The sequence below is a fragment of the Gemmatimonas sp. genome, from assembly GCF_046594945.1.
Taxonomy (GTDB): Bacteria; Gemmatimonadota; Gemmatimonadetes; order Gemmatimonadales; family Gemmatimonadaceae; genus Gemmatimonas.
Genome location: NZ_JBKJRB010000086.1, coordinates 1 through 14,659, shown reverse-complemented (window position 1 = coordinate 14,659; position 14,659 = coordinate 1). Strand labels below are relative to the sequence as shown.

The following is a 14,659-nucleotide window of genomic DNA, read 5'->3' as shown; positions in this document are numbered from 1 at the left end:
GTGGGCGGTCTTCGCTACCGGCGAATCAACGTATTGTCGAGCAATTGCTGACGCACCGTGGTTGCTTTGCCGACCCGCTCGAGTGCCGCCCACAGTCGGGCCACTGTTTCGTCGTCTACCAGTCCAGCCGGTGACCCACCGACGGTGGGCGTGCTCATCTTCTCACTCGTGCGGAATGCATCAACCGCGGCCACGGTCTCGGTCGTGAAGAGAGTCGCCTCAGGGCCGCGAGCCGCGACCGTTTCACCGCGCTTGTAGAAGCCGAGCGCATTGAGCATCACCTTGAGCTGATACACATCACCGCCCGAGAACTGCTCGAGCGTGCGGTAGCCCAGCGTCTGCGAGACCGCATCGTAGATGCGACGGAGCTCGCCCACCGGATCGGCGTTCTCGCACACGTTGATGTTCGCCGTTTGGCCATCACTGCGCCGCGACATCCCCGCGCGCGAATCGGCCACGATCACGGCCGCTGAGGTGCGAAGTCCGTGTCGTTTGTCGCCACCGAGCACGAACCCGGCGTTGAGTGCGGTGATGAGTCGGTCAGCGAGATGGTACGGTGTGCCCTCACTCGCTTCGAAGCTCCGCGCCACGGCGTCGATCACCTCGGGCCCGACGAGAATATTTCCCTGCGTTACGTAGTTCTTGCCGGCACGATGGCCCGCCCACGCATTCGGTCCGGTCCCCGTGTGCTGGGCTGAACGTCCGTCGATGGAGATCACCGCCACCTGTCGTGACTGAAAGCCGCTGTCGGCCGCGAGCGCTCGCTTGAGTGCCGCATCGGGGGCCTCGCCGCTGGCAAGCGCATCGAGCAACTCGACACCGTACTCCGTGCGCGTGCTGGCCTGTGTCGCCACGGCACCAACTCCTTTCCGTACCCAGGGGACGCCGTTGCCCACACAGGGCACACGCGTGGTGACCGCCACCCCAACTTCACCGGTGCGCGGGTCGATCGCGGCGATCGAAAAGGTATGAAACACCAGTGAGTCGCGCCACGCATACGGCTCCTGCGCCTGTGCGGTGCGCGGCGTCGTGGCGAGCGTCACGGCGAAACTGAATCCAACGGAAGCTGCCGTGGAGAGCATCCGGCGCGCGCGTGAATACATGGGGAGTCCCGTAGAAGTGAGCAACAGTGGCGACGCGCGTCAGCGCGGGCCGGGGCCGAGATAGCGATCAAAGTGTGCGACCAACTTTCGCAGCAGGTACGTGGCGTAATACGGACGCTGCGTCCAGCCGTGCGTCGCTGCCGGCGCGAAGGCAAAGTCGAAATCCTTGCCCTGCTTCATGAATTCCTCCGCCAGCTCGACGGCCGAGGAGAAGGGCACGACGTCGTCCTGCATACCGTGGATGAGCAACAGATGATCACGCAGATTACCGGCGTACTGCAGCGCACCGCGCGTGAACGTGGCAGGGTGCGACTGCGGACGACGCACGATGGCCACGTCGTCGCTGCCGAACAGATACGGATCGGTTGCCGCCGCCCCGGCCACACCAGCCTGAAAAAGACCGGGCTTTTTGAGCAGCGCGTATACGGTGAGCGTGCCGCCATAGCTGCTGCCCCAGATGCCGAAGCGTGACGCATCGACGAAGGGCAGCGACTTCATGTGGGTGACGGCGCTTTCAAGATCGTCGAGATCGCCGCCACCCCAATCCATCAGAAACTTCTCGCGAAACGCGCGACCGTAGCCGGTACTGCCGCGCACATCGACCTGAACCACGATGTACCCCTTCTCGAGCGCGAGATACTGCTGCAGCAGGCCATTCAAACCGCCCCACCGGTTGCGTACGGTATTGGAATAGGCCGGGCCAACAAGTACCGGGTAGTGCTTGGTGGAGTCGAGGTCGGGCGGATAGAACACCCGAAGGTGCAGCGGCAGCGTATCACCGCCGTTCCTGATGCGCAGATACTGCGGCGCGATCCATGGCACACGCGCGAACGCCGGTGTGGTGGATGTCGTGATACGGCGCTCCGTGGCGCCGGGACGCACGTCGAGCAGGTACAGCTCGGTTGGCTGCGTATCACTCGACGACAGCAACGCGATGCTGCCGCCGTCGGGCGACACGAAGGGGGCATGCGTGCCGGGTCGCGTGGTGAGCTGTCGCGGCACGCCACCGCGTGCACTCACGCGAAAAACGTGGCGCTCCGACGGTCGTGGCGCCGAACTCACGTAGTCGATGCTGCCGGTGGCCAGGCGCGGGATGCCGGCGCCGGCCACATCGTGCGGGCCGGGCGTGAGCATCACCGGGGTCGTACTGCCGGGCGCCAGGCGATACATTCGGTAGCGGTCGTCCAGATCGCCCGTGAGCACGATGCTCCGGCCATCGGCGCTCCAGGCCGAGGCAATGTCGTTGTACACACGCGTGTCGCGGTGGTCGCGCCACGCCACGCGGGGAGTCGGTGCGGCTGCGGAAAGCACATGAATGGTGCGGTTGATCGCGTCATCACTTTCGCGGTCGATCAGCAACGTGCCGGTCGTCGACCAAGCCACGTTCACGACGCGCGTGCTGCTGGAGTCAGGCAGCTCCAACAAGGAGAGCGATCGCGCACGCACGTCGAGCAAGCCGATCTTGCGTACTTCGTTCGCGTGTCCCGGGGCGCCACGTCGCAGCGTGTTCATCCGCACGGTGTCGCCGAGGTAGTACGGCATGCTGAAGCGCGGCACGCCGCGGCGATCGACATAGTGCACGGCAATCGTGCGCGAATCGGGTGACCACGCGTAGGACGGCGACGGACCACTCCACGTGGCGCCGCCGATCTCGACGTCCCGCCCGAAATACGTACCGAGCGGAATCGAGCCGATCGGCGCGACCGCGACGGTGGTCGCGCGCGTTGGCGCGTTGCGTTCTGGGGTATTACCCGCCAATGCGAGCAGCCAGAGGTCGCCCTCGCGCAAAAAGGACAGCGTGGCGCCATTCGGCGAGACCGCGAGCTCCGCCACCTCGCCACCGTCGGCAAGCAGCGGCGTCCGGGTCCCGGTGGCCACGGTCAGGCGCCAAATCGAGTCCTGCTGCACGAACACGATGGTCGTGCCATCGGGGGTCCAGACGAACTCACTCACACGCGCCGTGATGTTGGCCGGGAGCAACCGCCGCGGTGCCGTGCCACTGCGCTCCACGAGCCACAGTGATCGCCCCGGTTGCGCGTCATCGTTCCAGAGAAACGCGACCACTTTCGAGTCGGGGGACCACCTCGGTGACGTTGGCGAGGTGCCCGTCAACGCCGATCCGGCAATGATCTGTTCGAGCGACAGCGGTGGGCGCGCAGACGTGCTCTGCGCGATGACCAGACCGGGAACGACGGCCACAATAGCCGCGACACAAAGGCGAGCGATGGGGTGCATCGCCCGAACTTACGAGAAAATCACCCCGCGAGCACGGGCAGATGTCGGATCTTCTCCTGCCACTCGCGCGGTCCCGTCTCGTGCACGTTGCTGCCCGCGGCATCGACCGCCACGGTGACGGGCATGTCCTGCACTTCGAACTCGTAAATCGCTTCCATGCCAAGGTCGTCGAAGGCCACGACACGGGAGGCGCGAATGGCCTTCGACACGAGATAGGCCGCACCGCCGACGGCCATCAGATAGGCCGCCTTGTGCTTTCGTATCGCCTCGAGGCCCACCGGTCCACGTTCCGCCTTACCAATCATTGAGATCAGCCCCGTCTTGGCCAGCATCATTTCAGTGAAGTTGTCCATGCGTGTGGCCGTCGTCGGACCGGCCGGTCCCACCGCTTCGTCACGTACGGGATCGACCGGACCCACGTAATAGATCACACGATTGGTAAAGTCGACGCCGTCGGGAAGTCCTTCACCGCGCTCGAACAGCTCGGCGATGCGCTTGTGTGCCGCGTCGCGGCCGGTGAGCAGCTTGCCGTTGAGCAGCAGCCGATCGCCCGCCTTCCATGTGCCCACGATGTCTGGTGTGAGCGTGTCCAGATCGACGTGCTTGGCGTTCACATCGGGGCGCCACGTGACATCGGGCCAATCTGACAGCCTCGGCACCGGCAACGAGACGGCGCCGCTGCCATCAAGCGTGAAGTGCGCGTGTCGCGTGGCCGCACAGTTCGGAATCATCGCAATCGGCTTCGACGCGGCATGCGTGGGGAAATCGAAGATCTTCACGTCGAGCACGGTGGAGAGACCACCAAGTCCCTGCGCGCCGATGCCAAGGGCATTGATCTTGTCGCACAGCTCGATGCGCAGCGCCTCGATCTTGTTCTGCGGACCGCGAGCTTTGAGTTGCGTCATGTCGATGTGCTCCATGAGCGATTCCTTCGCCATCAACATCGCCTTCTCGGCGGTGCCACCGATGCCGATGCCGAGCATGCCTGGCGGACACCAGCCGGCACCCATGAGCGGCACCGTTTTCATGACCCAATCCACGATCGAGTCGCTCGGGTTGAGCATCGCGAACTTCGACTTGTTCTCGGAGCCGCCGCCCTTGGCTGCCAGTTTCACCTCGACGGTGTCACCCGGTACGAGCTCGTAGTGCACCACGGCCGGTGTGTTGTCGCGTGTGTTTTTGCGGGTGAACGCGGGGTCGGCTACGATCGACGCGCGCAGTACGTTGTCGGGCTGCAGATAAGCGCGTCGCACACCTTCGTTCACCATCTCCTGAACCGACATCGTCGCATCCCAGCGCACATTCATGCCGACCTTGAGGAACACCACCACGATGCCGGTATCCTGGCAGATCGGGCGGTGCCCTTCGGCACACATCCGCGAGTTGGTGAGGATCTGCGCGATCGCGTCCTTGGCGGCTGGACTCTGCTCCTTGTCGTAGGCATCGCCCAGCGCCTCGATGTAATCCAGTGGATGGAAGTACGAGATGTGCTGAAGCGCGTCCGCGATGGACTGGATGAAGTCGGCTTGGGCGATGGTCGTCATAGGGCGAAAAATAGTCGAGCGCGGCCGGACGCCGCACTGTGAAGGCTCCCCCATGAAAAACTCACGCTTGAGCCCAACTGCTCTGGTGACGAGCTTCATTGACAAGTCTCCCCCCGACTCCTCCGGAGCTTCCCTGCCCATCGAATTCGTCTACGCCGCTGCCTTGGCCCTGCTCATGGCACAGCTGCGAGCGCGTGCCCCTATGTCCGACGTGCTGGCCAGTGTCGCACGTTTGCGCACGCTGGCGCGGGTGGGGCGCGTGGTGCTCGACCGACGGCAGTTGAGACGTGCCAACGTACCAGAACTGCCTGAGGGCGTCGTGGAATTGGGGGGCGCGCTCGAGCGGCATGGGCTCGACGCGGTCGAGCTGGCTACCACGATGACGGACGCCGAGTTTCTGAAGCTGGCCGGTTTGCTGATCGGTGATGAGCGGGATGACGCTGACGCGCTCATCGAGTCGGCCGACGCCCTGTCGATCTGGAACGTTCGCTTTTTGTCGGCGCACACCGGCGAGTTCGTGCGCGTGCCGTCGGCGCCGAAAGCCGCGCCCACCCGTCCGCTGTCGCAACCGGTCGCGTTCCCCGTTTCGATCGCCGCGTCCAACGTCATGCCGGCGGATCTCGAAGCGCAGGTCAGCCGGATCGAGCTCGCCGTGGCCCAGGGTGATGGAATGAGCCTCTGCCGCGAGCTGGCTGACCTGTCGTTACCGGCGCACTTCGCGAAAGCTGCCACACCACTGGTGCTGCAATTGGTGGTCGAACAATTGCTGGATAGCAAGGTTTCCCCCGAGGACGTGATCGCGCTGGTGCAGCGTGCCGGGTCGGCCGGCGCCCACGCGACGTTTCTGCAGCTGATCGCTGCCATCGATGCTGGCGACCGCCGCACGCTGTACGATGCGATGGTGTCACTCGCGGCGACGCCCGACGTGGCGCGCGAGTATCTCGCGCACAACGTCTGGTACGTGGTACGCAACGCCGTGTGCTTGTTGGGGGAGTCGCGATCGCCGGCGGCGATCGACCCTATCGGCCAGGCTTTACGGCATGCCGACTATCGTGTCCGCATCGCGGCGGTGGTCTCGCTCGGACAGATCGGTGGACCGGTGGCGCTTGCCCGTCTCGAGTCGGTGCTCTTCGACAGCTCGGTCGATGTGCGCACCCGCGCGCTGTCGATCGTGTTTGCCGCTCCCGATGGTGAACCGCTGCCCGACCGACTGGTCGGCGTCTTGAATGAGGAGCAGGCCATCGAGTATCAGCTGGAGATCGTCGCGGCGCTCGGCCATCTCCACACGCCTCGCGCACGACAGCGGTTGCAGCAGCTGTGCGAGACGCCAGCGAACAGCTTCGAAGGTACTGAGCTGCGAATCGCAGCGCTCGAGTCGCTGCGGCACGGCCACCCCGAGGTGGCCGACGCGATGCTGCTCAAGCTGCAAGACGACCCGAGCCCGATGGTGCGCGAGCGGATCGCCTCCATGATGCGGTAGGCGATCGCCCCATCTGCCGCGGCCGCTCAGACCGGCGGCTTGGACAGTCCGTCCTTCTTCATGGCATCGGCCTTCTTCATGGCATCGGCCTTCTTCATGGCGTCGGCTTTCGCCCTGCCGTCCTTCGGCATCGAGGACTTGGCGCTGTCCGGCGGTGCTCCCCTCGCTTGAGCGGTTAGAGCCGCAGGCGCAGCGGCGAGGGCTCGTTTCACGGAACCGGATGGAACGCCGGCGCGCGACACCATGGGACGTTCCATTGCGCTCGCATTCAATACACACGCACAACCTTGCCACCACGCGCGGCTTCCAGGGCCTCCGGACGCGAGGGTCCTTCGTACGTGGCGTCGATCGTGGCACACGGAAAGCCGGGGAGCGAACGAAGCGCCGACAGCTCTTCCGGCAGGAGTACGGGATACTCACTACGCAACATCTGCGCGTACGCCTGCGCGTACGCCGACTTCTCCACCAGCGGGGATCCCCGACGGCCCAGCTGCATACGCAACGACATCACCATCGACTCACGCCGGGAGTCCACGGGCGGATTGGTGACTTGGGCGAAGCGTTGACGGGAAAACGAATACAGCGGCGGCGCGTTGGGTGAGAGCACCGCCAGTGGTGCGTCGTCACTGCTGCTGTACACGACTTCCGGGGCCGTCGTGGCCACCGGCTCGAGCACGAGGCGTAAATCCTCGTGGCTGTTCCCGAACGCCAACTGCGTGGCAGGTAGTTGATCGCTCGAGCGCACCAGCGGCTCCGCGCCGTCGCTCGTCGGAAGCGTCGACATCGCCTGCGCGATCCCCTTTGCATAGGGACGACGCGTGGCCACTTCGCGCGTACGCTCGCCACTTCAACGAGCGAGAAAGCCGACACGGCAGGCGTCGCGCGGGCCGTGGGCGGAGCCGGCGTCGACGGTGACCAGGGCGCCGCTGGCCTGGTGCGCACTCATAGCGATCAGGATTGGCGAAGGGGGTGGACACCCAATGCCGCTCGTCCGGGAACGTGAAACCTCCCCGTAGACGATCCGTTGTACGGCGAGTCAAGTCTCGATTCAAACCGTGTAGCCGGTGTCGCTGTCTATCCAACGTGGCGCCGATGGTCCGTCGCCGAATCGCCTACCGAGTGCCCGCCATGAGACACCTCACGCTCGCCTTGCGCATGCTCCGCAAGACGCCCTTCGTCACGTCAATTGCCATCGCCTCGCTGGCGCTGGGGATCGGCGCGAACGCGGCCATTTTTTCGCTCTTCGATCAAATGCTGCTTCGCGCACTGCCGGTCAATGAACCGACACAACTCGTGAACCTGGTCGCGCCCGGCCCCAAGCCCGGGTCGACGAATTGCGGACAGGCGGGCGACTGCGAGGAGGTGTTCAGCTACCCGATGTTCCGTGATCTCGAGCAGCGGCAAACACCCTTCACTGGACTCGCCGCGCACGTGCTGTTCGGGGCCAATCTCTCCGTCAATAATGAAGCGATGACGGGACAGGGGATGTTCGTCTCCGGCTCCTATTTCGGCGTACTGGGCGTCACGCCGGCCATTGGACGCCTGTTGCAGCCGGCCGACGACGCCGTGATCGGCGCCAATTTCGTCACCGTACTCAGCTACGACTTCTGGCAGGAGCACTATGGCGGAGATCAAGCAATCGTTGGCCGTACGATTCTCGTGAATGGCCGGTCGCTGACCGTGATTGGCGTGGCACCGGCCGACTTTCGCGGCACCACACTGGGAGCCCAGCCGGCGCTCTTCGCGCCGATCAGCATGCGGGCGGCCATCACCACTTGGCGTCCCGCCTTCGACAATCGCCGGAGTTACTGGGTGTACCTGTTCGGACGCCTCAAGCCCGGTCTGTCCATCGAGCAGGCGAGTGCGCAGCTCAAGCCCACGTACACGCCGATTCTGGCCGACGTCGAGGCGCCGCTGCAGGAGGGAATGAGCGACGCCACCATGAAGCTGTTCAAAGCCAAATCGCTCGTGCTGGCTCCCGGGGCCCGCGGCCAGAGCAGCATTCACCGCGAAGCGAAGACGCCGCTCTCCATGCTCTTCGCGATCACGGTGACCGTGCTGCTGATCGCGTGCGCAAACATCGCGAATCTGCTCCTCGCCCGCGGCGCCACACGGGCCACCGAAATGGGCGTGCGCCTCGCGCTTGGCGCCACCCGTCGTCAGCTTCTGGTACAGCTCCTGACCGAATCCCTGGTGCTGGCGCTGCTCGGTGGAGTGGTGAGTCTGCTGGTGGCCGTCTGGACGCTTCGCGCGATCGGCTCACTCATGCCGCCAGATGCGTCGACCACGATCAATCTGACCTTGCAACCGTCGATGGTGATCTTTGCGGCGGTCACCGCGATCAGCACCGGGCTGCTCTTTGGCCTATTCCCCGCGTTGCACAGCACGCGCTCGGATCTCATCACCGTGATTCGGGCCGGCGCCGGGCAGATTGCCGGCGGCCGCGCGGCCTCGCGATTCCGCACGGTACTCGTGACTGTACAGATCTCGCTGTCGATGGCGCTCTTGATCTCGGCCGGCCTGTTTCTCAAGAGTCTGGTGAACGTGAGCCGGGCGGAGCTCGGACTCAACGTGGACAAGGTCGCCACGTTCTCGATCACACCTATGCGCAGTGGCTACGACAGCACACGCGCGGCGGTGTTGTACGAGCGCGTGGAGCAGGAGCTGGCCGCGATCCCGGGCGCTACTGGGGTGACCTCGTCGGTGGTTCCACTGTTGGCGGGTAACAACTGGGGCGAGGATGTGCGCGTGCAGGGTTTCGCGCATGGTCCCGATGTGGATGCCAATGCACGCTTCAACGCCATTGGGGCGGCCTACCTGAAAACGCTTGGCATGCAGCTGCTGGCCGGACGCGAGTTCTCCGCCAGTGATCGACTCGGCAGCGGCAAGGTGGTACTCATCAACCAAGCGTTCGCGAAGAAGTTCAATCTCGGCACAAATCCCCTCGGCAAGTTCATGTCGGAAGGGAGCGACTCGCTCGACATGCAGATCGTGGGCCTGGTCAAGGACGCCAAGTACGCCCAGGTGAAGGACGACGTACCCCCCGTGTTCTTCACGCCATGGCGCCAGCGCGAATCGGTGAGTGGCCTCTACTTCTACGTGAACAGCGCGATCCCGCCGGAGCAGTTGCTGACGAGCATCAGCGCGATCCTGAAGCGCATCGATCCCACGGTGCCGGTGGAAGATCTCAAGTCAATGCCGCAGCAGATTCGCGAGAACGTGTTTCTTGACCGCCTGATCAGCATCATGGCCTCGGCTTTCGCCGTGTTGGCCACGCTGCTGGCGGCCGTGGGTCTCTACGGGGTGCTGGCCTACTCGGTCGCCCAGCGCACCCGCGAGATCGGCGTGCGAATGGCCCTTGGTGCGGACGCGGGTCGTGTACGCGGCCTCGTTATGCGCCAGGTGGGTGCGATGACGCTGATCGGCTCGGTGATCGGCATCGCCGCCGCGTTTGCGCTTGGCCGCGCCGCGCAATCCCAGCTTTACAAACTCGACGGGCATGACCCTGTCGTGTTCGTCGCGTCGGTGCTTCTGCTCACCCTCGTGGCGCTCACGGCTGGCTACCTGCCCGCTCGCCGTGCCGCGCAGGTCGATCCGATGCATGCCCTGCGCTCCGACTAGAGGTATATCACGATGGATATTGTTCGTACGCCCAAGAAGTCATACCAGCGACAAATCATCATCGGTTCGGTGATTGTCGGTGTCGTCCTCCTGACGGTCGCGCTTACGCGTCTCGATCCGGCCGTGCCCACCGTGCAGAGCGCCGCCGTGGTCATCGACACCGTGAGGCAGGGCGACGTGGTACGTGAAGTGCGCGGCCCTGGCACGCTCGTGCCCGAACACATTCGCTGGATCACGGCGCAGGCCTCGGCGCGAGTGGAGCGTGTGAACACCGAGTCCGGCCGCGCGGTACATGCCGGCGAGCTACTGCTCGAGCTGTCGAACCCTGATCTGCAGATTCAAACCATGCAGGCCGAGCAACAGGTGCAGCAGGCGCAGATCGACCTGCTCAATTTGCGCACCAACCTGCGCAGCGCGATCCTCACGCAGGAAGGCACGCTGGCGTCTACGCGCACGCAGTATGTCAGCAGCAGCCAGGAGGCACGGGCCGCCGATTCGTTGGTGCGCCTGGGGCTGGTGCCCGCCTTCGAGGCCGCGAATCGCAAGGCGTCGGCCGAGGAGTTCACCACGCGGGTGCGGGTGGAGCAGGAGCGGCTGTCGCTTATGCGCCAGGCCATTGATTCGCAGCTCGCTGTGCAGGCGTCACGCGTCGTGCAGTTGCGCGCGATCGCCGACAATCAGCAGGCGCGGCTCCGGTCGCTGCAGGTGCGCGCGCCGGACGCCGGTGTGCTGCAGGAGCTCACACTGCAACTCGGACAGTGGGTACCCGAGGGCACGACCCTCGCGAAGGTCGTCCAGCCCGGCCACCTGAAGGCCGTGTTGCGCATCCCCGAGTCACAGGCAAAAGACGTGCAGCTCGGACAGCGCGCCACGATCGATACGCGCAACGGACTCGTGACCGGCAGCGTGATACGCAAAGACCCCTCGGCGCAGAGTGGATCGGTGACGATCGATGTGGCGCTGGACGGGGCGCTACCCCCGGGCGCGGTGCCCGATCTCAGCGTCGACGGCACGATCGTAATCGATCGCATGGCGAATGTGCGGTACGCGGGACGTCCGGCGTCGAGTGCCGGCTCGGGCACCACGTCGGTGTTTCGGCTCGAGGCCGACGGCTCGACGGCCGTACGGGTGTCGGTCACGCTCGGTCGCAACAGCGTGAACACCATTGAGATTCTGCGCGGACTCTCGGTGGGCGATCGCATCATTCTGTCCGACATGAGTAGCTACGCGAACGTCAATCGCGTGCGCATCAAGTAGCAGAATCGTCGCCAGGACGCAGTTTCACTCATTACCGCCACGATCGGAGCCAGCGATGTCGGAACCACTGATTCACATGAAGGGCATTCGGAAAGTGTTCTACACCGACGAGGTGGAGACCCACGCCCTGGCCGATGTGCACTTCGACATTCGCCAGGGTGAATACGTGGCGATCGCAGGCCCGTCCGGCTGTGGGAAAACCACGCTGCTGGCGATTCTTGGCCTGCTCGATACGCCATCGTCGGGCGACTATCGCATTTCGGGCACGCCCGTGGGACAGCTCGCTGCGGCCGATCGGGCGCGCGTCCGCAATCGCGAAATCGGGTTCGTTTTTCAGGCGTTCAACCTGATCGGCGATCTCACGGTGTGGGAGAACGTAGAGCTGCCGCTCACCTACCGCGACATGGATGCCGTCGAACGAAAGGAGCGGGTACACCGGGCATTGGAGCGCGTGGGCATGACGCACCGCGCCAAGCACTATCCGCCGCAGTTGTCGGGCGGTCAACAGCAGCGCGTGGCGGTGGCGCGCGCCGTGGCGGGTGATCCGGCGATCCTTCTGGCCGACGAGCCCACGGGAAACCTCGATTCGAAGAACGGCGAGGCGGTGATGGATTTGCTGCGCGAATTGCACGGCAACGGATCCACCATCTGCATGGTCACGCACGACGCCCGCTACGCGAAGCACGCTGATCGCACCGTGCAGCTGTTCGACGGGCGGGTCCTCGAGGCCGGTACCTTCGAGGCAATGTCCGCCGTGGAACCGGTGTTGGCGTAGGGCCCATGTCGCCCACGTCACGCCTTGCGGGATCAGCTGGCGAGCGGGGGTGTAATTGGGGTTGGTGGACAGGCCACTGGCGCGTTACTGTCCGGCCACCCATCCCGATGATCAGCGAACCCCCCCGCACCAACGTTGCCAACGCCGATATCCTGCTCTGGCAGACCGGCTATCGGCTCGTGCTCGCGCTGGTCGCCGGCATCATCGCCGTCGGCCTGCGCAGCGCCGGCATTCTCACCCTGTCGTCGGTGGCGTACGTCACCGTGGGACCCGACTCGGCCGATCGCGTGCTGGGCCTCGTGGCCGCCACGTACGTCGCGCTCGTGCTCAGCATCCGGGCCCTCGTGCAACGCACGCGCGCCGCTGGCCGGACGCTCTCCACGCTGATGGTCGTCGCCGATCTTGTGGTCGTCTTTCTGCTTGTCTTTCTGCTGGCGGAGCCCAGCGACTATCATCGCGGATTGCTGCTGGCGCTGTTCTCGCTGCAGCTCACACATGTGTACTTCGGACGGGCGCCCGCGCTCCTGATGCTGACCGCGATCGCGGCGGCGTTCCTGCTTATCAACGACATCGCCCAGGGCTACAGCAACGATGTCTCGTGGCCTGAAGCGCTCACGACGCTCGGCTTTTTCTGCCTTGGTGCGCTGCTGGTGATCCGCGTGCAAAGTAATTTGCATGCGCGGCTCGGCACGCTGGTCTCGATCTTCGCACGCGCGGAGGAGGGCGACTTCACCCACTCGTACGACGTGGCGGCCGACAAGAGCCCCGACGCGATCACCACGGTGGGGCGGGCGTATAACCGCATGCGCACGCAGCTGGCCAGCATCGTGCAAACCGACCCGCTGTCGGGCTGCTACAACCGTCGCGGTTTCGAGCAGCAGTATCGTCGTGAACTGGCGCGCGCCGCGCGCACGCAAACGGATGTCGCGCTTATCGCGATCGATCTCGACTTCTTCAAGCAGGTGAATGACACGCACGGTCACTTGGTGGGCGATCAGGTCATTGCCGAGACCGGCGAACTTCTACGGGCCAGCGCGCGTACCGACGACGTAGTCGCCCGCATTGGCGGCGAGGAGTTCATGATTTTGGCGCCCAATACCTCGGCCGCTGGCGCCCAGCACCTCGCGTTACGCGTCCTCGAAGCGTTCCGCCGTCGCACCTTCGGCGAGCCCAAGGCGAAGGTCGCGGTCACCGTGAGCGTGGGCGTGGTGTCCGACACGGTGCCCGACGAGTCGATTGCCGAAGCGCTGCGGGCCCGCGCCGACGAGGCGTTGTATGCCGCCAAGCGCAGTGGCCGCAATCGCGTCGTGCTCTGGTCGCACGGCCTCGATACTTTGCGACTGGCACAGACCAGCGGGGAATTCCCGCCGGTGAAGGTGTAGGGCCGGCCGCGAAAGAACTTCACGACTGCACCGCCAGTCGCAAGTGCCGCTCAACAAACGGCGGATCAATGAACTACCCGCTTGAGAAGCTGACATACGGTGGCAGAGCGGCCGCTGCTCATCAGATGGTGCGCTCTCTTTTTACGCCAGTCACCACCGCGAACGCGCGAACGCGTGCACTCTCATTTCGAGGAATGGATTCCATCCTGGTCGGCATGTTGCTGGACTGCCTCGAGCGTATGATGGCGCTCACGACAGCGGCCGGCGCCCTACCGAACCGACATCGTCCCCTCGCTCACCAACACCGTTGCGCCACCCACCCGAACCGCGTCGATCACCCCGCCGCGCTTGTGGGCCTCGATGTACAATCGACTAGGGCGACCCATCTCAACGCCCTGCGCGACTTCCCACGTGAGCAGACCGTCGCGCGGTGTGCGCTGGGCGAGATAGCTCGCCAAGCAGGCGTTGGCCGAACCTGTGGCCGGGTCCTCCGGCACTGTGGAGCCAGGTACGAACACCCGCGCTCGGATATCACAGCCACGCACATGCGCCGGCAACAGCGCGTCACGACCCTCGCCACCCTCGGCACCGCCGTCACGCGACATCGCGAACACCATCGGCCACGCCGCCCACGTGCCCTTGAGCACCGCTTCCCACGCGTCGGTGCGCAGTCGCGCGCGCTCCACCGCCTCGACACGCTTCAGCGCAATCAGCTGAAAGGGCAGTCCACAACTCACGCCGGTGGGCGCATGCGCGCCGCCCACCAGATCCGATGCCGACAACGATAGCACGCTGGCGAGCGCCTCGAGATCGGTCACCTCCACGCGCTCCGTCGGCAACTGCGCCGTGGTGAGCTGTGCGTGCACGGGAACACCGTTTGCGAGCGTGATGCGCACCGGCACCGGTCCCACGTTCTCGCCCAACACCAGCGTCATCTCATCGCCCACCGCCGGCACTTCGCCACTCGCCACCAGCACATGCGCCGTGCCGATAGTGGGATGGCCCGCGAACGGCACTTCGAGTTCCGGGGTGAAAATACGCACCCGCCGCGTGTGCGACGGCTCTTCCGGCGCGAACACGAACGTCGTTTCCGCGTAGTTGAACTCGCGCGTGATCGCCTGAAGCGTCGCCGTAGGAAGCCCTTCGGCGCCGAACACCACGGCGAGCTGATTGCCCGTGAACGGCTCGGTGGTGAAGACGTCGCAGGTGATATAACGAATGCGAATCATGAAACAGTAGGGGGTACGGGGTACGGGGTATGG

General features: G+C 65.0%; 10 protein-coding genes. 5 read left to right on the top strand and 5 right to left on the bottom strand.

The genetic code is table 11. The features are described from left to right. Positions 1–14: 14 nt before the first annotated feature. The 3 genes from ACLL97_RS10495 to ACLL97_RS10485 are packed head-to-tail and all read right to left on the bottom strand — an operon-like array spanning position 15 to position 4,882. Positions 15–1,103 (bottom strand): DUF1028 domain-containing protein, encoded by a 1,089-nt coding sequence (locus ACLL97_RS10495; RefSeq protein ID WP_411280421.1) that lies wholly within the window; start codon positions 1,101–1,103, stop codon positions 15–17. Between the two features lie 39 nt (positions 1,104–1,142). Then, the gene (locus ACLL97_RS10490; RefSeq protein ID WP_411280420.1) at positions 1,143–3,338 is read right to left on the bottom strand and encodes a prolyl oligopeptidase family serine peptidase; all 2,196 of its coding nucleotides are present in this window, start codon (positions 3,336–3,338) and stop codon (positions 1,143–1,145) included. Between the two features lie 20 nt (positions 3,339–3,358). Further along, positions 3,359–4,882: a fumarate hydratase gene (locus tag ACLL97_RS10485; RefSeq protein WP_411280419.1), complete on the bottom strand. Its 1,524-nt coding sequence runs from the start codon at positions 4,880–4,882 to the stop codon at positions 3,359–3,361. Positions 4,883–4,967: 85 nt separating this feature from the next. Between ACLL97_RS10485 and ACLL97_RS10480 the strand changes: the two genes are divergently transcribed. Continuing rightward, complete coding sequence (locus ACLL97_RS10480) at positions 4,968–6,362, top strand: HEAT repeat domain-containing protein (RefSeq protein WP_411280418.1); 1,395 nt, start codon at positions 4,968–4,970, stop codon at positions 6,360–6,362. Positions 6,363–6,630: 268 nt separating this feature from the next. Here ACLL97_RS10480 and ACLL97_RS10475 read toward each other — a convergent pair whose 3' ends face one another. Further along, positions 6,631–7,146 carry a glutamate synthase central domain-containing protein gene (locus ACLL97_RS10475; protein WP_411280417.1) on the bottom strand — a complete coding sequence of 172 codons (516 nt, stop codon included), beginning with the start codon at positions 7,144–7,146 and terminating at the stop codon, positions 6,631–6,633. A gap of 344 nt (positions 7,147–7,490) precedes the next feature. Here ACLL97_RS10475 and ACLL97_RS10470 point away from each other — a divergent pair, with 344 nt between their 5' ends. The 4 genes from ACLL97_RS10470 to ACLL97_RS10455 all read left to right on the top strand — a co-directional run bounded on the left by ACLL97_RS10470 (position 7,491) and on the right by ACLL97_RS10455 (position 13,397). Then, positions 7,491–9,983, top strand: a complete 2,493-nt coding sequence (locus ACLL97_RS10470; protein ID WP_411280416.1) for an ABC transporter permease — start codon at positions 7,491–7,493, stop codon at positions 9,981–9,983. Positions 9,984–9,995: 12 nt separating this feature from the next. Further along, positions 9,996–11,240: an efflux RND transporter periplasmic adaptor subunit gene (locus ACLL97_RS10465; protein ID WP_411280415.1), complete on the top strand. Its 1,245-nt coding sequence runs from the start codon at positions 9,996–9,998 to the stop codon at positions 11,238–11,240. Between the two features lie 55 nt (positions 11,241–11,295). Then, a complete protein-coding gene (locus ACLL97_RS10460) occupies positions 11,296–12,015 on the top strand; it encodes an ABC transporter ATP-binding protein (RefSeq protein ID WP_411280414.1) in 720 nt (239 codons plus the stop codon). A gap of 107 nt (positions 12,016–12,122) precedes the next feature. After that, positions 12,123–13,397 carry a diguanylate cyclase gene (locus ACLL97_RS10455; RefSeq protein WP_411280413.1) on the top strand — a complete coding sequence of 425 codons (1,275 nt, stop codon included), beginning with the start codon at positions 12,123–12,125 and terminating at the stop codon, positions 13,395–13,397. A 269-nt stretch (positions 13,398–13,666) separates the two neighbouring features. Here ACLL97_RS10455 and ACLL97_RS10450 read toward each other — a convergent pair whose 3' ends face one another. Further along, entirely contained in the window at positions 13,667–14,626 is a 960-nt protein-coding gene (locus ACLL97_RS10450) for a PhzF family phenazine biosynthesis protein (protein WP_411280412.1), read from the bottom strand. Between the last annotated feature and the right edge of the window lie 33 nt (positions 14,627–14,659).

Excerpts from the sequence above, each read along its gene's own strand:
- ACLL97_RS10465 (WP_411280415.1), top strand. The coding sequence starts at position 9,996 with ATGGATATTGTTCGTACGCCCAAGAAGTCATACCAGCGACAAATCATC.
- ACLL97_RS10470 (WP_411280416.1), top strand. The coding sequence starts at position 7,491 with ATGAGACACCTCACGCTCGCCTTGCGCATGCTCCGCAAGACGCCCTTC.
- ACLL97_RS10475 (WP_411280417.1), bottom strand. The coding sequence starts at position 7,146 with ATGTCGACGCTTCCGACGAGCGACGGCGCGGAGCCGCTGGTGCGCTCG.
- ACLL97_RS10495 (WP_411280421.1), bottom strand. The coding sequence starts at position 1,103 with ATGTATTCACGCGCGCGCCGGATGCTCTCCACGGCAGCTTCCGTTGGA.
- ACLL97_RS10485 (WP_411280419.1), bottom strand. The coding sequence starts at position 4,882 with ATGACGACCATCGCCCAAGCCGACTTCATCCAGTCCATCGCGGACGCG.
- ACLL97_RS10490 (WP_411280420.1), bottom strand. The coding sequence starts at position 3,338 with ATGCACCCCATCGCTCGCCTTTGTGTCGCGGCTATTGTGGCCGTCGTT.
- ACLL97_RS10450 (WP_411280412.1), bottom strand. The coding sequence starts at position 14,626 with ATGATTCGCATTCGTTATATCACCTGCGACGTCTTCACCACCGAGCCG.
- ACLL97_RS10455 (WP_411280413.1), top strand. The coding sequence starts at position 12,123 with ATGATCAGCGAACCCCCCCGCACCAACGTTGCCAACGCCGATATCCTG.
- ACLL97_RS10460 (WP_411280414.1), top strand. The coding sequence starts at position 11,296 with ATGTCGGAACCACTGATTCACATGAAGGGCATTCGGAAAGTGTTCTAC.